The following is an 18,050-nucleotide window of genomic DNA, read 5'->3' as shown; positions in this document are numbered from 1 at the left end:
GTGGTATCAGCGTGGGCATGATCGGTGGAACCTTCCGTGGGGGGTGACCCGTACGAACAGGGCGTGCGGGGTGACCCGTACGAACAGGGCGTAGGAGGAGGTACGGCTACCGGCGGGCGGGCGGGACCAGGCGCCTGCCGCGCCACAGCCCTCCTTCGACGCCGGTGAATCGCAGTTCGAGACCCAGGCCGTCACGGTCCGCCTGCAGGTGCAGATGGGGTTCCGAGGTGTTGCCCGAGTTGCCGACCTCGCCGAGCAGATCGCCGACCCGGACCCGGTCCCCCGGGCCGACCCGCAGGCTGCCCGGTCGCAGATGGGCGAGGAGCACCCGCTCCCGGCCGGTGTCGATGCTCACGAAGTTGCCGGCGGGCGGCGCATAGCGCTGGCGTCCGGGAATCTGGTCCACATGGCCGTCGACGGCCTGCAGCACGGTGCCGTCGCAGGGAGCGAACAGCGGCGTGCCGTAGGCGGCGTAGGCGGCCGGATCGCGCTGCGGGCCCACACCGGTGGCGCGGGTGCCGTTCGGCCTGAGCTTGACCAGGTCGATCGCGCCGCGCTGGTCGGGGACCTGGAAGTGGTGGTTGAGCCAGCGGCCACCGCCCTGGCCGATGTACCAGGTGCCGTCGTCGACCGGGAGGTGCAGCGGGGCGGACACCTGGGTGTCGAGCCGGTGCCGTCGCCCCTGGACCACCGCGCCCACCAGCAGCAGCAGGGCTGCCCAGGGCGCGACCGTCCAGAGTCCGGGCGAGCCGGTCGGCAGACCGCCGAGCCTCAGCGCCGAGGCGATCCCGGAGACCGCGGCCAGCCCGAGCAGCCAGCGGACCGGCTGCGGGAAGTCCGTGGTCGAGGGTGCGCCGAACCCCAGGCAGGAGTTCAGGAAGACACCCAGCACGGCCAGGCCGGACAGCCAGGAGGACACCGAGGCCGCGGTCCACACCGAGAGCACGGTGACAGCCAGGGCCAGCGGCCAGGCGATCAGCACGATCCAGGACTGGGCGACCGCGTTGCGCAGGGGGCTCAGCACCGAGAGCGGCCGTGCCGCGATGTAGAGACTGGCGAGCCTGCCATCGGGCCGGGTCTGGGCGAGCACCGGCACCCGTCCCCGTGAGCCGACGATCAGCAGACCGGTGCTGCCCTCGGCGACGGACTCGAACGGGCCCACCCGCTGCCAGGTCGCGGCAAGGATCGCCTCCATCCGCTCCGCTCCGACTCCGTCAACCAACTCCGGTGCCAGAGCGTGTCGTTCGTCCGACGTGGCGGCCAGGAATTCCGTGAGTGCGTTGATGGTCACGCCGACAACCTCCAGTGTCTCGATGTGGTGCGATGGCGCATTGGTGCCGCGGCTGCGGGGTGCCTCAGGACGCGGCACCGCCCCGCCGCGGTGGCTGCGACGGGGCCGGGGTGCCGGGCCGGTCAGTCTCCGTCCGCCAGCGGCGAGCGGACCGCCAGGGCCCTGTCCGGGCGGAGGAGACCACCGATGCGTCGGCGCAGCGGGATCGACTGCCGCCACAGTGAGCGGTAGTCCTCGTCGCGCAGGCCGGTGCAGTCCGCGCCGATCATGATGAGGCCGAAGCAGACCAGGCCCATGAAGAGCATGATCCCTAGGTGCATGCCCTCCAGGGAGACGGCCTGGGCCTTTCGGATCCAGGCGCGTCCGCTGAGGATCGCGAAGGGGAAGGCCAGTTCGATGAAGATCGTGACGTAGCAGACGCCCGTGCCGATGAAGGCGTTCCCCATCAGGTGGGCATAGGTGCCCGACATGTCGAACCCGCTGATCCGGCTGATGTAGTACATCGCCGTCCCCTGCTGCCAGATGGTCCCGGCGATCTTCCAGTACCCGGAGACGAAGTAGACGATCGCGACCTGGAAGACGATCAGATAGGCCCCCAGGTTGTGCACCGCGGTGCTGAGCTGCGGCTGGTCGGAGCTCAGCAGCCGGGCCCGTCGGGCCTTGGCGCCGGGGGCGAAGTAGCCGTTGGTGACCGTCAGGACCATGAAGATGATGAGGATCTGGGCGAGGTTGTCGCCGCCCTCCAGGATGTCCTGGTTGCGGTTGTGCAGCGACCACATCAGAACCGCCTGGGCGATGGTGAGCGCCCGGCCGCCGAAGACCATGAACAGCGCGGAGACCAGGATGACCAGGTGGAAGAGAAGTTCGAACCAGAGCTGGGAATTGCTCAGGAGAAAGAGCGAGAACCCTCTGGCCGGCAGCGCCGCCGAGGCGGTGTGCGCGGAGTTGTACGAGTCCGGCCCCCAGAAGAACTGCCGGGAGCTGTAGTCGGACAGGCAGTAGAGGATGGTTGCCGCACCGATCACGATGCGCAGCAGCGCCAGGCCGATGAGTCGGTGCTCGGTGCGCATCATGCGCACCAGTGCCGAGTCGAGGACGCGGAGCCCGGCAGCGGGCAGTGCGCGGATACCGGACATCAGTTGGCGACCCCCGCCGTGTAAGGCATCCAGTCGGTCTGGATGACACCCTTGACCGGTTCCTTGGGAGCCGGGTTCTGGTACCTGGACGAGAAGGGAAGGATCGCCTGGGTCTCGAACGTCCCCCGGACCGAGATGATCGTCGCCCCCGGGTACATGGACGCTGCCCGGACCGAGAGGAAGCGCTGGAGTTCGGTGAACTCACCGGCCCACTTCTTGTCCAGCGCCACGATCGCCGCGGCCTGCTTGTCCTTGGGGGCTGACTTGGAGACCTGGTTCATCTGGTTCGCCAGGTTGGAGAAGGTCTCGTTGAAGGCCAGCATGACTCCGGGCAGCTTGCTGGGGAACAGCCGGTTGCCGCGCGGCATCGCGTCGATGGCTGCCTCGATGTCGGTCTGCGCGGTCGTCACGACCTGCGTCGAACCGGCGGGCTTCAGTTTCACGTCCATCAGGATCAGGTCGTTCACGGTGGCCGGAGTGGGTGCGAAGAGCATCCAGTCCTGTCCGAAGTAGGGGTTCATCAGCTGGGTCGTCGACCCGGCGAGACGTACCCGGGCCGGGGAGGACGGGGCGTTGTAGACGAGGCAGCAGTAGGAGTAGAAGACGGCCGGTACCAGGAGCAGCAGGACGAGGACACGGTGCCGGACGCTCACCCGCACCGTAGCGGTGCTGCGGGCGACCGGCTGTTCCTCGTCGAGCACCAGCTCCGGCACAGGAGGCTTGTCAAGATCGATTGACATGGCAGGTGATGGTCCTGTCAGCAGGTTCGGATGATGACGGAAGACGGTTCCGGCGACCGGGACCACGCCGAGGCGGCTGTCTGACCGACGGCCGCCCCGGCGCTACGGCCTGGACCCGGCGCAGCTGCGCAGGGTCAGTTGGCGGCGTCGAACTGGGAGTCGAGGTTGTTGGTCGCCCCGGTGAACAGCACGTTCCCGGCCGGGGTGCCGCTGCTCGACGAGGAGGACTCGCTGCTGGACGACGAGGAGGCCTCCTCCGCGGCCGAGATCAGCTTGTCGTAGGCCGCGGCCCCGGCGGCCGCACCGACCCCGGCCGCCACCGCCTTTCCCGCGGCGTTCGCCCAGGCGCCCAGGAACTGGGGCTGGGCGGCGTTGGTGAGCACGGTCGCGGTCAGCGCCGGGGTGGCCGCGGGGGCGGCCTTGGGCAGGGTGCTGGCCGAAGCGCTGGTACCGCCGAGCACCAGCGCTCCGCCGGCGGCGAGGGGCGCGATGAGCGCCAGCGCGACAATACGGTTGACCTTCATTCATTTCCCTTTCGGGGCTGCGGAACGGATGTACCGACGCGGATCGCATCACCGGGGTTCGGGCCGCCTATGCTGTGCGTGGATCCGCACCCAGGACGGCCGACGGCCCCTGGGCTCCACGACCGGTCGGTGTCTGTCTGAGGTCTTGCACACCTCGCGATGGACACGACACTGACCGGGCCGGGGGTTGCATACCTCTTTCGACTGCTCACCGGCTCGACGCTCGCCTCGGGCGCGATGCTCCTGGCGTCCTATCTGCCGCAGATCCTGTTCGGATCGCTGGCCGGCGCACTGGTCGACCGGTGGGATCGGCGCCGGACGATGATCGCCGCCGATGTGCTGCTCGCAGTCGGCCTGCTGCCGCTGCTGCTTGCCGACGGGCCGGACCGCATCTGGATCGTCTATGCCGTCATGCTGTGGGAAGGCAGCGTCCAGATCTTCTTCGATCCGGCCGAAAAGGCCCTCCTGCCGTTGTTGGTGAACCCCCGTCAGCTGATCTCCGCCAATGCTCCGAACGGGCAGACCGCCGACGTCGCCCGGCTGGTGGGCGGCGCGCTCGGCGGTGTGGCGGCCGCCGCTGGCGGGATCGGCACGATCACCCTGCTCGACCTCTCCAGCTTCGCACTGTCCGCATTGCTGCTGGCCCAGGTGCGCGCCACCGCCGGTACAACCGCAGTTGCTCCCCGTCACCCGCCCGAGAAACCGGGCCGCCGCCAGTTCTCGCGCTACGCCGCCAGTCTCCACCTGACCTGGCAGCGGCTGCCGCTGCGGGTCGTCCTCGCCTTCACCCCGGTCACCGGCGTCGGCCAGGGGATCATGAGCACGCTGTTCGCACCGTTCGTCGTCGACAACCTCCACGGCAGCCGTTCGGCCTATGGGACGGTGGTGTCCGCGCAGGCGGTCGGGGGCATCGCGGGCGGGCTGGTCGTCGCGTTGATCGGCAGCCGCTTCCACGCGGTCCGCCTGTGGGGCCTGGGGGCGGTGCTGCTCGGAGCGGCGGGAAGCGGATCAGCCGACACCCGCAGCTCGCACTCGGGGCCGCGCTGGACACCGGCGGCAAACACCACGGCCCCAACGCCGTCCACACCCTCACCACCCTGGCCGAACTCGGACTTCCCGCCGGAGTGCTGGCCGCCGACCGCGCCTACACCGACCAGACCACCGAGCACTTCCAGACCCACGTCCGCCGACTCGGTTGACGGCGGTCATGGTCGAGGAAGGAGCGGCATGCCTGGGGCCGGTCGTGGGCCAGCCTTTGGTGAGCCGCTGGTCCCAGTACAACGCTGCCGGGCGTGGCAGCCGTCAGCTCGTCGCGGTTGCGGTCGCCGAAGAGGAAGGGCGCGTCACCGCCGCCTGGAGGGTGACTGCAGCCGGATGACCTGGAACGCGCGTTCAGACGATGAAGCCGAGAGCCGGGCCCCGAAACCACGAGATCCCGCCGAGAAGAATCTTCTCGACGGGATCTCGTCAACCATTCCTGAGCTAACTCAGGAACAGCTGTTGGGTGGGGTGTTGACGAGTTGAGCTGACCAGGGTCGCAAGACGGAGGTTGGAGATCGCTTCCCGAATGGCTGTTGATCGTTTCCCGGAGCCAGACCACCTCGGGGCGAAGTTTCAGGGAATGTCCCAGTGCGGGGTGTTGCTGAATCTGACCGCGTCAGGGAGATCGACCGTCCTCAGCGGCTGGGTGAACCAGGCCTGCTCGATCACGGTTCCCATGACGCGTTCGGCGAGGAGGAACAGCTCCAAGCCCCAGGACTCCGTTGGATCGGCGACATCGATCAGCTCCTCGCACCATGCCGGATTCCACCGGGAGTCACCATCTCGCAGCGGTGTGATCGCTCCCCACGGCTCCTGGTACACGACAAGGTGACCGTCAACGGCGTAGTGCACCCTGTCTCCGCCATTGATGTCGAGGCTAAGCCCGAAGCACCTCCCGCCCCGGGAAAGATCGCGCAAGACGCCCGGCACTGCTCCGGTCGATCCGACGAGCTCCAGCGCGAAGACCACGCCGCCGGCTGTCCCAACCGACACGAAGGGGCGGTGCCCATGGCTGGGCTGGAGTTCGTAGATCTCGTCAGCCGTAAGCGGGCGGACGGCTCGCAGGTCGCCGCCGAGACACTGGATGACCTCGTCTTCGGTGGCCCCCTCAACCAAGGTGAAGATCGGATAGAAGCCGTCTTCCTCATCGACCCAGGCGAATCTGTTCTCCTGAACATCCATGCCTGCATGGATAGCATGCCCCTCCGACCCCGAAGCTCGGGGCCCCAGTCATGCCCGCCTGGCGGGCTGGGGCTTGGCAGGTCGCCGTCTGTGCCGTCCGGGCCCTGTTCCGGGCTGGGGCCAGGAGTACCCGCTCATGCGCCGATCGTGGCGCTTGCCGGTTTCGCTTCGAGAACGGATTCGGCCGCCACTGATCGGGCTGCGGTGCGGATTCGGGCCGGAGGTGTCCCGTTTGGGGCAGTGGTGGTCACGGCCTGCGGTGGTTTGGGGCTTGGCCCTACGGTTGCCAGGGGTTCTGCTTCGTCTGGCAACCGGGCCTGTTGGCGCGGAGGGCGGGTGCGGGTGATGGCGTCGTTGTTCCAGCGGTTGGACGAGGAAGAAGCCATCGTGCGCGGGGAGTTGGACGCGTTGCGGGAGGAGGTGGCGGCCAGTGAGGAGCGTCTGGCCCGGCTGACCATCACCCGTCAGACCGCCCGGCAGTTGCTCGGCGAGGACGCTTCGCTGCCGACGCGGGTGGAGACGACGCGTTCGCGACTCAAGCGCCTGGTCAAGCAGGGGAAGGTCGTCGAGAGGAAGCCGGGCTACTTCCGGATCGCCCCTGCCGCACGCACTGCCGAGGAGGCGCCCGGGACCGGCTGATCGAGAGAGACGAGAGGGCGCCGCCGAGGCTTCAACTCGACGGCGCCGAAGGTGCGTCAGCAACCGCGAAGCGGCTTACGCGTCTTCGAGGCTAACGGGCGGAGCCCGACTCGGAGGGGTGGTGCCGCGAGTTCGTCACGCCCGGTCCGAATCGAAGCGGATCGGGGCGGAATCGAGGCTCAATGCCCCACCGATCGGTCAACCACGGGCACGTCCGGCCACAGCCCGCTCTCCAGCGCGGCACCCAGGCGGGCGACGGTGGCCACGTCGGGCCACGAGTCGCCGGCCAGCAGGTTCGCGATGGCCTGCCGGTTGACCCCGGAGGCCGCGGCAGCCTGCCGCAGGCTCCATCCCCGCTCGGTCAGAGCGGCGGCCAGGGCGGCGGAGATCCGCCGGACCCCCTCCATCCCGGGCTCGGCCTGGGCCGATCGGACCAGGCTTCCGGATCATCGGAACACTCCCTGGGGCGCCACCACTCCGGCGACGGCCCTCTGCAGACCCGGAAACCACGAAATCCCGCCCGATCACTTGGATCGGACGGGATCTCGTCAACCGTTCACGAGGCGAGTCGTGAACAGCTGCTGGGTGGGGTGTTGACGAGTAGGTCTGGCCAGCGAAGTAGGGGGCCGCTGGTGATCGCTTCCCGTTTGGAGGGTGATCGTTTCCCGGAGCAGGGGTCGGGGCGGTCGCTGGACTCGCCGTCGGATGCGCGACCAGTAATGTGACGAACGATGTCATCGCCGATAGTGGAAGTTGGTTCTCGTGATGCCTTCCTGGGCCGCATTGGGGGGAGCCTTCATCTTGGGGGTGCTGGCGGCTCGATCCTGGGCGAGGGGTATCCGGCGCTGGTCGGATCCCTACGCGCCCGCAGTACCGGTGGCGGCGTTCGCGCGCCGCCTCGCCGGACCCAAGCAGCAGGACAGGCTCGAACGTGCCTCGCTGCTCAATGCGGCTTGCTTGAGTGGTCTGTCGGTGATGCTTCTAGGCGGTGCCTGGCTGCCCGCCGATGGGGCCGGGCACCGTGCGGGGCCGGTGGCGGCCTTCGCCGTGGCCTTGGCGGGGTTGGTGGTTTTTTGCCTCGGCTGCGCTGCCCAGGTGATGGTGGCGGTCTCCGGACAGCCGGCCTTCCTGCTGGCGCGGGAGAAGGCCATGGGGGCGAGACCGCGGTCCGCCGGGTCGGGTGATCCTGCCTCGGCGGGCACCGGGGTGTCCGTCTATCGAGATGACGTGGACTCCTATGCGCAGTTGCGGCGTTATGAGGTCTACATCGACGGCAGGCGCGTCGGCCGGCTGCGGCGCGGGGAGTTGGTCAACATCCCCGTCGCCGTGGGCTCGCATACCGTCCAGGTGAGGATTTCCTGGTGCTCCAGTGGGGAAGTGCCGGTCGAAGTCGGTGCCGGTGAGCGGGTGAGCCTGATCTGCCGGGCCAAGCCCGGCGCGAGTACCGACCTGGGCGGCGTCACCCGTCAGCGGGACGACTTCCTACTGCTCCGCGAGGTATGAAGCCGCGCCGGGCGATACGGCAGTTCAGCGGGCCCCGTAGCTGGCGGCCATCTCCAGGTTGGACTCGATCGCCCGGAACTGGGCGGTGAGGTATTCGGCCCAGGCGCTGTTGGGGAAGAGCTTGAGATGAGGGCCGAGGGTGCCGGTGAGCATGCGTCGGAACGCGGTGAGCTCTCTGCTGACCCAAGCCAGTTCCCATGCCTCCAGTTCGGGTTCGGTTGCGCAGAAGTGGTAGCCGAGCTCGCGCGTCCACAGCACGGGTGGCCATTCCTCTTCCCCGCAGATGTCTCTGAGCGCGGCCAGTGCGCGGCGTGTCTGCCAGGGGCTGAGGCCGCAGGCTGCGGCGAGCACGAGGAGGGCGAGCCCGTCGGGTGCGACTGCCAGGAGCTGGGTGCGGACCAGGTCGGCGTGACGCTCCGCCGTGGCGGAGGAGCGTTTCGACACGGCTACTCGCCCTTCAACAGACGGGCCAGTTCCTCGTCCACGTCGACCTTGCCGGTGTCGACGGCGGTCTCGATCCAGTCGAGGGTCGCGCGGACCCGGGCGATGTTCTCGTGGACGATGGTGCGTTCGTCCTGGCCCAGGGTGCGGTCTCGCAGGCCGGGGACGGCGCGGCCGGCTGCGGCGACGAAGGTGTGGCAGGCGGTGACCAGGTCCAGGAACTCCACCGTGCGGTCGATGTGCCGCACGGCCGGGGCGACGGGGCTGGTGCGGTCGAAGTTCTCGCGGGCCTGGCGGCTACGTTCGACCTGAGCGTTGTTGACGTGGAAGCGGGCGGTCTCATCGCCCATCGCCTTGAACGCGACCTCCGGCCTACGCAGCAGGCTGGTAGCGGCGCTGGTAGCGGCTGCCTCGTCGCGGGTGAACTCCTCGACCACCCGGGCCTTGTTCTCCGTGGAGACTCTGGCCGTGACCTGCGGACGCTGCAGGAAGTCGGTGGTCACCGTCGCGGCAACCTCCTCGTCGCGGGCCAGTTGGTGGATCGCGGTGACCTTCTCCTGCGGTGTCTGCGGGTTCTCGACCGTCCATCCCACCCGTCGGTGAGCGTCGTCCGATGACCACCGCGTCGTGCCCTGCGGCGGTGTCTTGATCGCGGCGAAGCGCTCCTCTTCGTCCTCGATCCGCGCCAAGGTGCGGTGAACGGTGAACGAAACGCCTGCCTGGCGGCGTTCCATCGGCCAGTGAGAGGCGGTCCACCTGGCGTTCTTCACTGTGCTGAACTTCAACCCGATGTCCTCGGCCAAGCGCATCAGGGACTGTCCGACCGTCCACTGCGCGTCCGGGATTCCGCCGGAGGGCCTGAGCGGTTCGATCTCCAACGCGCGGTCGCCAATCGTGAAGGCGCCTTGGGTCTGCTGTTCCACGACGTCGCGCAGTTCGGCGACGATCTGCTCGTATCGGGTCTGGCTGACGCTGCCGACCTTCTCGGTCTCCTGGGTCATGGTGTGTCACCACCAACTGCGGGCCAGGGCACGGCGCTTGTGTCCGTGACGGGACGGGGTCCGCTTCATGACGAGCGTCCGCCCATAAGTCATAAGATCACAATGAATAACTGCAAATGGCTATATCTGTACGAAATCGGGTGTCAGATGCGCTTATTCGGTGCTGGCTTGGACCGGCGTGCAGGCATTTGCGGTCAGTTGGCGGCATTGGCGGTCAGCGTCGGTGCCCACGCCCGCGTGCTCCTACGGTGGCGTGAGCTTTCGGGCCGGATGGGCCGGCCCGGGATCAGCCGGTGGGTTCTGCGGGTGGGAGGCGGATGATGACGACGCCGTTGTTCGAGCGGCTGGACGAGGAAGAGGCCGTGGTGCGCGGCGAGTTGGCCGCACTGCGGGAGAAGGCGGCCGCCCTGGAGGAGCGGCTCGCGCACTTGGCGATCACCCGGGAGATCCTGGCGTCGCTGCAGGGACGCGGACGCGGGCGCATCATCAGCGGCCCGCCGCAGGCCCGGCTCCTGGAGCCGGACCCCGCGGTCGCGGCGGAACCGTCTGCCTCCTCGGGGCCGCTGGACTTGGAAGTGGCCAGGGAGGGCATCCTGGTGCTGCTGGCCGGGGCGAACCGGGCGATGAAGGTGCAGGACATCGGGGATGCGATCGGCGAGCAGGCCGACCGGGTGGAGACCACCCGGGCCCGGCTGAAGAAGCTGGCGAAGGAGGGCCTGGTCGTCGAGGTCTCCCCGGCGTGGTTCGCAATCGCGCCCGCCGCCCCGCGCCCCCGCCCGCAGAACGCGGAGGGAGAGGACGCGGCCTGAGGAACAAGGCCGGGGCGGTGCCGTCGAGGGTTCAGCTCGGCGGCACCGGATGCGGAGGTCCCGTTCAGCGGTGGCTCACGCGCATTCGAGCGTAGTGGTCGTGCACGGCGCTCGAAGCCCGGAGCCGCGAAATCAGCGCGCCCGGTCGCCTTTTGGCGGTTCCGGGTGCGAATCGAGGCTCAATGCTTCCCGTCACGATCGCTCCCGCCCGGCGGGGGCCACAGTCCGGCACCGGTGAAGGCGTCCAGCCGGGCGACGGTGGCCACGTCGGGCCAGGACAGTCCGGCGAGCAGGTCCGCGATGGCCTGCCGGTTGACCCCCGAGCCCTCCGCCGCCGCCCGCAGGCTCAACCCCCGCCCGTCCAGGACCTGGGCGAGGGTGCGGGCAATGTGCCGAACGGCCTCGGCGGCGGGATCGGCGCAGGACTCCTGGGGCCAGGCTTCCGGATCACCGGCGAACTGCCGCGGGGGGCGTGCACGGGAGCGTCCACCGACCATCTGCGCACCGTCCTGTCCATAGAAGTCGATCAAATGTGGAATGGCTGCTTGTCCAGCCGGTATGTATGGACCGTGGCCCTCGACCCGCAGACGTCCGCGAAGATCACCCGCTATCGGCCCAGGAATCCGCCCGCCGCCTGGGACCAGGTCGCACCGCTGGTGCGCTCGGTGGTCGCCGCCACCGTCACCGCAGTGCCCTACACGGTGGAGCGATTGCTGCACATCACCGGGCGCCTCGCCCTGTGGGCCGAGGCATCCGGGCTGGAGCGGGACCCGGACCGCTGGCTGCGCAACGAGGTCATCGACGCGTTCGTGCTCTCCCTGCTCGGCGAGGTCGGCGCCTCCACCGTCCGCACCTACCGCACCTGGCTGCTGCGGGTACGCGACGCGCTGGCGTTCGCCGAGCGCGGCGAGGCAGCCCCGGCGCGGCTGCACGCACCGCCCAACCCCCACCAGCCCTACACCCCAGCCGAGCTGGCCGGACTGCGGCACTGGGCGGCGCACCTGCCGCGCCAGCAGCGCGCCGACGGCCTGGCCCTGATGGCCCTGGGCGCCGGCTTCGGACTCACACCCCGCGAGGCAGCCGCCAGTACCGGCTGCCACCTGCGCAGATCCCCCGGCGGCGGTCCGCTCCTGCACACCGGAGTCCGCCGCCCGGTCCCCCTGGCCGCCCGCGCCGCCTGGGACGAGCTCCTGGGTGAACTGGCCGCGGACGCCGGATCCGGCTACCTCTTCCGCCCCCGGCGCACGAAGGAGTTCGCCAAGAACCTCGTCAACTCCTGGCCCCAGGTCCATCGGCCGCCCGACCCACTGCCCGACCTGTCGGCCGGCCGGCTGCGGGCGACGTGGATCGTGGAGCTGATGGCCGCCCGCATAGACCACGACCTGATCGCCAAAGCCGCCGGCCTGGCCTCGTCCGCATCCCTGCACCGCTACCAGCACCACGTGCCCCCGCTCGACGACGCCACCGCGATCCGGCTCCTGCACGGGCCCAACCGGTGACCCTGCCCCGCTCCTGGCGCGACCCCGCGAAAATCCGGGCCTGCCGCCCCAAGCCCGCCACCGACGCCCCCGCCACCCTCGCCGACTCCAAAGTCGGCCAACTCCTGCACCTGGTCCGCGCCAGCGGAGCCCTGGAACTGGTCGAACCCGAGCTGGCCGGACGCCCCGGCCCCCAGGGCCTGCCCGTCGAGACCGTGCTGACCGCCCTGCTGCTGGGTCTGCACTACCACGACAGCGCCCAACTGGCCGTCGCCTGCCGGGTCCTGCTCGACGAGCTCACCGACACCGCCAGGACCTGGCTCGGCATCGAGGCCGTGGAAGCCGCCGACCTCCACCAGCGGATCGCGTTCGCCAAGCGCGTCTACCGGACCTTCGACCGCCTCACCACCGCCCTGGACCCCGAACGCATCGACCGCCGCCAGCGCCTGCCCCGCGACCAGGCCGACGCGCACGCCGCCACCTGGGAGGACACCGACTCCGAACACCAGCGCAGACGGGCCGTCCTGCAGCAGGTCAGCGACGCGTTCGTCCTCGCCCCGGTCCGCCACGCCCGCGACCGCGGCTGGCTCAAAGGCTGGCCCGGCGACGTCGGCGTCGACATGACCGGCGTCCCCGCCTGGCACCACCCGCCCAGCGACCGCCGCGACCTGGGCTCCATCGAGACCACCGCCGGCTGGCACTTCAGCGCCGGCGACACCGAAGGCGTCTTCGGACACAGCCTGACCCTGGCCGTCGCCGCCAGCCGCCGCAGCAACGGCCAGCGGATCAGCCGCCACCCACAGCTCGCCCTCGGTGCCGTCCTGGACACCGGCGGCAAACGCCCCGGTCCCAACGCCGTCCACACTCTGAAGCAGCTGCAGCATCTCGGACTCCCGGCCGGCGTCCTTGCCGCAGACCGCGCCTACACCGACCAGACCAGCGAACACTTCCAGACCCACGCCCGGAAGCTCGGCTACCAGCTCGCCCTGGACTACAAGAAGGAACACCGCGGCATCCAGGGCACCCACCACGGCGCCCTGCTGATCGACGGCACCCTCGCCTGCCCACTCACCCCGCTCCGGGCAGCGACCGCCACCACCGGTCTGGACGACAAGCAGATCCGCGAGATCGACACCGACGAGGAACTGAAGAAGCGGATCGCCGCCCGTGATCCGTTCCACCTCAAGCACAAGCAGGGGCCCGACCAGGCCGGGACGATCCGGCTGCAGTGCCCCGCCGCCGGGCCCTCGCCCTCGATCACCTGCCCGCGCTTCAACCGACTCCGCCCACCCTCGCGCCCCGCGCCCGTCGTCGTCGACCTGACCGACCGGCGGGCCGTCGCCGCCCACCCCGCCGCGAAGCCCGCCGCCCAGGTCACCCCCGACGAACGACTGCGTCCACCCCCAGTGAAGGAACTGCCGAGGATCTGCCAGCAGACCACGATCACCGTCCACCCCGGTGACCTGGGGAAACTCGACAAGTTCCGGCAGGACAAGCCCTACCTCAGCGACGCCTGGCACAACGTCTTCAAGCCCGTCCGAGCGAATAACGAGGGCTTGGCTTCGTATGTGAAGTCGGACTCCACTTGTCAGTCAGTTCTGACTCCACCCGCGGCTGTGAGCTCCGCGTTGTGTAACTGAGATTTGACTCCACCTGCTGGCGTCGGAGGCTTGGTGGAGGTGGCTCTCGGTAGGCTCCAGACGTGGATCATCGGGCGCTGTTCGAGGAAGTGTGCGCGGTGCTGGCGGGGGCGGGGTTCGAGGCTGCGCCGGTTGGCCAGGAGGGTCTGCATGTAGGCCATCGGCCGCAGGGCGTGCGGGTCGACTGGCGATCGCCGCGCCTGCCCGGGGCTGGGGAAGGTGGTCCGGGGACCTGGTCAGGGCCGGAGGGCAGCCGTGAGGCGATCGCCGTGCTCGCGTTGGCGTCGCTGCTGGAGAGGGTCGGCCTGGACTGTGTCTTCGACGCTGATGAGGGACTGACGGTGCGAGGTCATCTGCCGCCGGTCGGCTGACAGGGTCTCAGATGAGGTCGAGGTCCTGGGGGTCGGCCTCGAACTCGGTGCCGCCGCCGGCGGGTCGCACGAAGACGCGGCAGCGCCAGAACGTGGCGTCGAAGCTGAGGTGTTCCACCAGCTGGCCGGTGATCGTGCCGGTGCGGCCGTCGGGGCGGTGCCGCACCTGGCGGCCCTGGTCGGGGTGCGCAGGCGTGGTGACGGTGACCTTCCCCGGGGCCTGGACTCTGCTGACGGCGTGGGATGAGGTCATTGTTCAAGAGTGCCCGGTGTCTGGTCCCGGACATGCCGTGTTCGCGCAGAAACGTGCCCGAGGTGTGCAGGTCACCCGGACGCAGTACTGGTTGCGTGCCGCAGGCTGCGCTCGGGAACGAGCGGGACATGGACGGATGTGGAGCTGGAGACGGCGGCCAGAGTGGTGGCCCGGCGTCACCGGAGGAGGTGATGGATCGGCTGGTCGCGGAGACCGCGTCGGCCATCGCGTCGCTGCGGCGCCAGGCCGCCGGCCTGCATGCGGTCGCCGAAGTGCCGCCCCGCGGGGCCCGATCGCAGGGGCCGGGCCCGAAAGCGTCCGATCCGGCTTGTGCTGGGGATGCGGAGGATGGCTGATCAGGTCCTGGCGGGGTGCGGTGCCGGGGGGAAGTCCGGCACCGCTCCACGATCGGAGGGCATCATGACCAGGAGTGACCAGACGCGGTCGCGTTGCCCCGGCAGCATGCGCCCCTCGCGCCGCCACTGCTCGGCGAGCGTGGTGAAGATCGGGGTGTCGTCGAGGTGCAGAATCGATTCGCCGTCCCCGGTCGCGGCCCTGCGGCGCCGCCCTGCTGGGGCGTCCGCCGCCTGGTCAGGCACTGTCACATCCGGGTCAACGAGGTGATGGCCGCAGGGGCAATCGCCTGGTCCCGCACTTCACTCCACCGGGTCGCTCGGGCGCGGACCGCGTGACCGCCTGGACCTTCGGTCGTTGTGCCGGTATGACAAGACGACTCGACGGCTGCGTCGGCGATCCTGTGATCGCCGCCATAGTGGCGGCGGTGCGCGACGGTGATGACGGCCATATCCGTGACCTGCTGCGGGCGCTGGCCCAGTATGCCGACGTCGACACGTTGTTCGCCCTGCGCGACGCGCTCACCTTGGACCTGGAAGCGGCGCGGCTGGGTCAGCCGCCGGCCTGAGCGGCGGTCATCTGTTCGGCCCGGGCCCGGGTCGCGGCCAGCCGGTAGGAATCGGTGCCGGTCTCGATGATGTTCCCGCCGAACGTCAAACGGTCGACAATAGCCGCGCAGAGCCTTGGATCCGTGAACGTCTTGGTCCACCCTCCAAAGGATTCGTTGGAGGCGATCGCCACAGAGTTCTTTTCCTCACGCTCCGTCAACACCTGGAACAGCAGCTCCGCCCCGCGACGATCCAGTTCCATATATCCAAGCTCGTCGATACAAAGGAGATCGACGCGCCCGTAGCGGGCGATGGTCTTGGCCAGGACCTTCTCGTCGGCGGCCTCCACCAGCTCGTTGACGAGCTTGGTCGCCAGCACGTACTTCACCCGGTACTCGTGCATCGCGGCCTCGGTGCCCAGCGCGATCAGCAGGTGCGACTTGCCGGTCCCCGAGTCGCCGATCAAGCACAGCGGCAGGCCCTTCTTGACCCAGTCGCAGGAAGCCAGGGTGTGGATCTGGGCCGCGTTGATCGCCGGGTTGGCCTCGAAGTCGAACTGGCGGATGGACTTGTCGCGCGGGAAGCCCGCTGCCTTGATCCGACGCTCGGAACGGCGCCTGGCCCGGTCATCGCACTCCGACAGCAGCAGCTCGGCCAGGAACCCGCGGTAGGTCATCTGGTCCCGCACCGCGGCCAGGGCCTGCTCCTGGTACTGCGAGCGGACGGTCGGCAGTCGCAGCATCCGGCACGAGGCGTCGACGGCGGTGTCGGCGGCCTGCTCGGTCAGTGCGCGCTTGGCGGTCATGGTCCCTCTTCTCAGTTCACGCCGGTCCGTCGGCAGGACGCCGGCGCAATCGCAGCAATTGGTCGTAGGCGGCCACCGACGGCAGGGGCCTTGGGTCCGGGGGAAGGGCGGCCAGGCGCCGTTCGGTCAGTGAGGTCACCGTCGCCCCGGCGTCCATCCGCAGCCGCCGGGTGTCCTGCTCGGACAGGGGTTCGGTGCCCTGGTCGGCCTCGCCCCACTTGCGTGCTTCCAGGGCGACGGCGTCGGCGGTCAGCGCGCCGGCCCGCAGCGCGGTGGCGATCCCGGCGACGACGTGTTCGTGGGGCATGTGCCGGTGCAGCAGCAGCACCGCGATCAGCGCCCGGGTGCCGGCCGCATCCCCGTGGGCCTTGCAGGCGGCCTGCCACCAGGCGTCGTGGACCGGGGTGAACTTGCCCGCGGAGCGGGCCTGGTCCAGGGCGGTGGCCCCGGGCAGCGCGCCGGGCTTGCGCAGCAGGGCTTCCAGGTAGTGGTCCAGCTCCAGGCGCGAGCCGCCCTTGGCGATCAGCCGCTCGTGCCGGGCGACCTCCTTGTGGTTCTCGTAGACCACCAGCTCGGAGGCGTGCAGCACGACCCGGACCATCCGCCCGATCAACCGCACCGGCACCGAGTAGTGGTTCGTCCGGACGCTGACCTGCCCATACCTGTTGACGCGCAGGGAGGAGACCAGGCCGGTCTCGAAGTCCTCCTCGGGCAGCGGCACCAGCAGCGGGCGCTCGATGGCGAACATCTCCCCGACCGTCATCGCCCGCTGCAGGATCCGGCGCCCGTCATCGTCCCGGTCCCACTGCTCGACCATCGCGTTCAGCTCCGCCAGAGACTCGACTTTCGGGACGGGGACCAGGTGGTTTCTGCGGAACCAGCCGATCTGCCCTTCGACGCCTCCCTTCTCATGGGCGCCCTCGATGCCCGGATTGCAATAGAAACTCTCGATTCCGAAGTGTGACCGGAACGCGGTCCAGCGCTCGGACTCCACCCGTCCGCGGGTGCGGCCCAGCACCTGGCTGACCGCGGCCCGCAGGTTGTCGTAGCGGATCTTGCTGCGGGGGACGCCGCCCAGCACCTGCAGCGCGTGGACGTGGCCTTCCAGGAAGGCCTCCTGGCCGCACGAGGCGAAGATCTTGTGGGCGCTTTTGCCGCTGAACGAGAGTCGCAGCGAGAACAGGAACACCTTGGTGGGCACGCCGTTCAGCTGGATCCACACGTCGCCGAAGTCGACCTCAGCCTCGTCACCGGGGCGGTGGGTCTGGGGGATGAACGCCTGCGGCGGTCCGCGGCCCTCCTCGATCCGGATCTCCGGGGCGCGCACCGCGATGTAGGCGCGGACCATCGCGTAGGACACGCCCTTGGCCTGGTGCTCGTCGATCAGTCGGTCGAAGACCCGCTTGACGGTGTGCCGCTGCTTGCGCGGCGCGTCCAGGTCCTCCCGCAGGATCTGGTCGATGACCACCTTGAACGGGTCCAGGCGCGAGACCCGGGCCGGAAGCTCCTTGCGCGTGGCCGGGAAGACCGACTCCAGCGCCGTCGCCACCGTCCGCCGGCCCACCCCGTACTTGGCCGACAGAGCCCTGCTGGACAGCCCTTCGACCTTCGCGTCACGGCGTATCGCCGCGTACAACTCGATCTTGGAGACCGGCACTTGGGCCACCCAGGGCTACCTACTGCACTCGGCATCCTCCCACCGCAAGGCCCCCAGTGGCGTCAAATCTCACCGACATTAAAACCGGCTCCATCCCGACCCACCCCACTGGAGTCAGAACTCACATACATCTGGCCTCAAGACTCACTTACAAAGCCAAGGGCTTGAACGGCCGTGGCAAGGGACACCGGGTCGACCTCGCCGAGCCTAAACGCCGCCTCGCCCACGGCCGCACCGCTCAGACCGTCCTGGTCGCCCTGACGATCTGCACCCTGAACCTGCAGATCCTCCACGACTGGAAGCACACCACCGGCACCACCGAGCCGCCCCCGGACACCGAGGGCCAAGCACCGCCCAGCAGTTCGATTCCGAACGAGCCGACCGCGACCGGGCGACCTCCGCCGAGCGGCTAAAGAGCAGTCAAACGACGAACCCGATAGGCAGGTCCCACACCGCCGATGCTCCACAGATCGGCGTTCGCCCCGGTACGCCCTCCGCACCCCGAACACCCCCAGACCGCGCCGCTGAGCTCCGGAAACCGAGCCACAGAGTCGGTCCGGGCCTGCAACAGCGCTCGAACAGACCCCAAAACCACGAGATCCCGTCGAGAAGAATCTTCTCGACGGGATCTCGTCAA

General features: G+C 69.4%; 22 protein-coding genes. 9 read left to right on the top strand and 13 right to left on the bottom strand.

Annotated elements, in window-relative coordinates; translation table 11 throughout:
• Window positions 1-106: 106 nt before the first annotated feature.
• From ACXKR8_RS30430 to ACXKR8_RS30415, 4 genes are all read right to left on the bottom strand, one after another.
• Window positions 107-1,291 carry a M23 family metallopeptidase gene (locus ACXKR8_RS30430; protein WP_458267768.1) on the bottom strand — a complete coding sequence of 395 codons (1,185 nt, stop codon included), beginning with the start codon at window positions 1,289-1,291 and terminating at the stop codon, window positions 107-109.
• 122 nt (window positions 1,292-1,413) lie between these two features.
• Window positions 1,414-2,427 carry a hypothetical protein gene (locus ACXKR8_RS30425; protein WP_458267767.1) on the bottom strand — a complete coding sequence of 338 codons (1,014 nt, stop codon included), beginning with the start codon at window positions 2,425-2,427 and terminating at the stop codon, window positions 1,414-1,416.
• Window positions 2,427-3,167, bottom strand: coding sequence for a DUF5819 family protein (locus ACXKR8_RS30420; protein WP_458267766.1), 741 nt, complete (start codon window positions 3,165-3,167; stop codon window positions 2,427-2,429). Before ACXKR8_RS30420 ends, ACXKR8_RS30425 begins: the two co-directional genes overlap by 1 nt.
• Window positions 3,168-3,301: 134 nt before the next feature.
• Window positions 3,302-3,691, bottom strand: coding sequence for a hypothetical protein (locus tag ACXKR8_RS30415; protein WP_458267765.1), 390 nt, complete (start codon window positions 3,689-3,691; stop codon window positions 3,302-3,304).
• 159 nt (window positions 3,692-3,850) lie between these two features.
• Here ACXKR8_RS30415 and ACXKR8_RS30410 point away from each other — a divergent pair, with 159 nt between their 5' ends.
• The gene (locus ACXKR8_RS30410) at window positions 3,851-5,215 is read left to right on the top strand and encodes an MFS transporter (RefSeq protein ID WP_458267764.1); all 1,365 of its coding nucleotides are present in this window, start codon (window positions 3,851-3,853) and stop codon (window positions 5,213-5,215) included.
• 90 nt (window positions 5,216-5,305) lie between these two features.
• Here the strand turns inward: ACXKR8_RS30410 and ACXKR8_RS30405 are convergent, their stop codons facing one another.
• Complete coding sequence (locus ACXKR8_RS30405) at window positions 5,306-5,914, bottom strand: DUF6461 domain-containing protein (protein WP_458267763.1); 609 nt, start codon at window positions 5,912-5,914, stop codon at window positions 5,306-5,308.
• Window positions 5,915-6,259: 345 nt separating this feature from the next.
• On the opposite strand from ACXKR8_RS30405, the gene ACXKR8_RS30400 reads away from it, so the two are divergent.
• Window positions 6,260-6,553, top strand: coding sequence for a hypothetical protein (locus tag ACXKR8_RS30400; RefSeq protein WP_458267762.1), 294 nt, complete (start codon window positions 6,260-6,262; stop codon window positions 6,551-6,553).
• A 179-nt stretch (window positions 6,554-6,732) separates the two neighbouring features.
• Here ACXKR8_RS30400 and ACXKR8_RS30395 read toward each other — a convergent pair whose 3' ends face one another.
• Entirely contained in the window at window positions 6,733-6,960 is a 228-nt protein-coding gene (locus ACXKR8_RS30395) for a helix-turn-helix transcriptional regulator (protein ID WP_458267761.1), read from the bottom strand.
• 469 nt (window positions 6,961-7,429) lie between these two features.
• Here ACXKR8_RS30395 and ACXKR8_RS30390 point away from each other — a divergent pair, with 469 nt between their 5' ends.
• Window positions 7,430-8,056 (top strand): hypothetical protein, encoded by a 627-nt coding sequence (locus ACXKR8_RS30390; RefSeq protein WP_458267760.1) that lies wholly within the window; start codon window positions 7,430-7,432, stop codon window positions 8,054-8,056.
• 24 nt (window positions 8,057-8,080) lie between these two features.
• On the opposite strand, the gene ACXKR8_RS30385 is transcribed toward ACXKR8_RS30390, so the two are convergent.
• Together ACXKR8_RS30385 and ACXKR8_RS30380 are read right to left on the bottom strand one after the other, a co-directional pair.
• Window positions 8,081-8,500 (bottom strand): RacP protein, encoded by a 420-nt coding sequence (locus ACXKR8_RS30385; RefSeq protein ID WP_458267759.1) that lies wholly within the window; start codon window positions 8,498-8,500, stop codon window positions 8,081-8,083.
• 2 nt (window positions 8,501-8,502) lie between these two features.
• Window positions 8,503-9,498, bottom strand: coding sequence for a DUF6192 family protein (locus ACXKR8_RS30380; protein WP_458267758.1), 996 nt, complete (start codon window positions 9,496-9,498; stop codon window positions 8,503-8,505).
• 320 nt (window positions 9,499-9,818) lie between these two features.
• Between ACXKR8_RS30380 and ACXKR8_RS30375 the strand changes: the two genes are divergently transcribed.
• Window positions 9,819-10,307: a hypothetical protein gene (locus tag ACXKR8_RS30375; RefSeq protein WP_458267757.1), complete on the top strand. Its 489-nt coding sequence runs from the start codon at window positions 9,819-9,821 to the stop codon at window positions 10,305-10,307.
• Between the two features lie 179 nt (window positions 10,308-10,486).
• Here the strand turns inward: ACXKR8_RS30375 and ACXKR8_RS30370 are convergent, their stop codons facing one another.
• Window positions 10,487-10,837, bottom strand: coding sequence for a helix-turn-helix domain-containing protein (locus ACXKR8_RS30370; RefSeq protein ID WP_458267756.1), 351 nt, complete (start codon window positions 10,835-10,837; stop codon window positions 10,487-10,489).
• A 15-nt stretch (window positions 10,838-10,852) separates the two neighbouring features.
• Here ACXKR8_RS30370 and ACXKR8_RS30365 point away from each other — a divergent pair, with 15 nt between their 5' ends.
• The 3 genes from ACXKR8_RS30365 (at window position 10,853) to ACXKR8_RS30355 (ending at window position 13,796) form a co-directional block, all read left to right on the top strand.
• Window positions 10,853-11,806: a hypothetical protein gene (locus ACXKR8_RS30365; protein WP_458267755.1), complete on the top strand. Its 954-nt coding sequence runs from the start codon at window positions 10,853-10,855 to the stop codon at window positions 11,804-11,806.
• Window positions 11,803-13,425 carry a hypothetical protein gene (locus tag ACXKR8_RS30360; RefSeq protein ID WP_458267754.1) on the top strand — a complete coding sequence of 541 codons (1,623 nt, stop codon included), beginning with the start codon at window positions 11,803-11,805 and terminating at the stop codon, window positions 13,423-13,425. The genes ACXKR8_RS30365 and ACXKR8_RS30360 overlap by 4 nt, the downstream gene beginning before the upstream one ends.
• A gap of 62 nt (window positions 13,426-13,487) precedes the next feature.
• Window positions 13,488-13,796, top strand: coding sequence for a hypothetical protein (locus ACXKR8_RS30355; protein WP_458267753.1), 309 nt, complete (start codon window positions 13,488-13,490; stop codon window positions 13,794-13,796).
• Between the two features lie 7 nt (window positions 13,797-13,803).
• On the opposite strand, the gene ACXKR8_RS30350 is transcribed toward ACXKR8_RS30355, so the two are convergent.
• Together ACXKR8_RS30350 and ACXKR8_RS30345 are read right to left on the bottom strand one after the other, a co-directional pair.
• Window positions 13,804-14,049 (bottom strand): hypothetical protein, encoded by a 246-nt coding sequence (locus tag ACXKR8_RS30350; RefSeq protein WP_458267752.1) that lies wholly within the window; start codon window positions 14,047-14,049, stop codon window positions 13,804-13,806.
• A 356-nt stretch (window positions 14,050-14,405) separates the two neighbouring features.
• Window positions 14,406-14,648, bottom strand: a complete 243-nt coding sequence (locus tag ACXKR8_RS30345) for a hypothetical protein (RefSeq protein WP_458267751.1) — start codon at window positions 14,646-14,648, stop codon at window positions 14,406-14,408.
• A gap of 89 nt (window positions 14,649-14,737) precedes the next feature.
• On the opposite strand from ACXKR8_RS30345, the gene ACXKR8_RS30340 reads away from it, so the two are divergent.
• A complete protein-coding gene (locus ACXKR8_RS30340; RefSeq protein ID WP_458267750.1) occupies window positions 14,738-14,971 on the top strand; it encodes a hypothetical protein in 234 nt (77 codons plus the stop codon).
• Here ACXKR8_RS30340 and istB read toward each other — a convergent pair.
• Window positions 14,956-15,756 (bottom strand): IS21-like element helper ATPase IstB, encoded by an 801-nt coding sequence (istB, locus tag ACXKR8_RS30335; protein ID WP_458267749.1) that lies wholly within the window; start codon window positions 15,754-15,756, stop codon window positions 14,956-14,958. The genes ACXKR8_RS30340 and istB overlap by 16 nt on opposite strands.
• Window positions 15,757-15,772: 16 nt before the next feature.
• Window positions 15,773-17,413, bottom strand: coding sequence for an IS21 family transposase (gene istA / locus ACXKR8_RS30330; RefSeq protein ID WP_458275119.1), 1,641 nt, complete (start codon window positions 17,411-17,413; stop codon window positions 15,773-15,775).
• A gap of 164 nt (window positions 17,414-17,577) precedes the next feature.
• Between istA and ACXKR8_RS30325 the strand changes: the two genes are divergently transcribed.
• Complete coding sequence (locus ACXKR8_RS30325; protein ID WP_458267748.1) at window positions 17,578-17,826, top strand: hypothetical protein; 249 nt, start codon at window positions 17,578-17,580, stop codon at window positions 17,824-17,826.
• The last annotated feature ends 224 nt before the right edge of the window (window positions 17,827-18,050 follow it).

The organism is Streptacidiphilus sp. PAMC 29251, assembly GCF_054208735.2.
The sequence above is the reverse complement of the archived record's forward strand: the minus strand, read 5'-3'. Positions and strand labels throughout refer to the sequence as shown.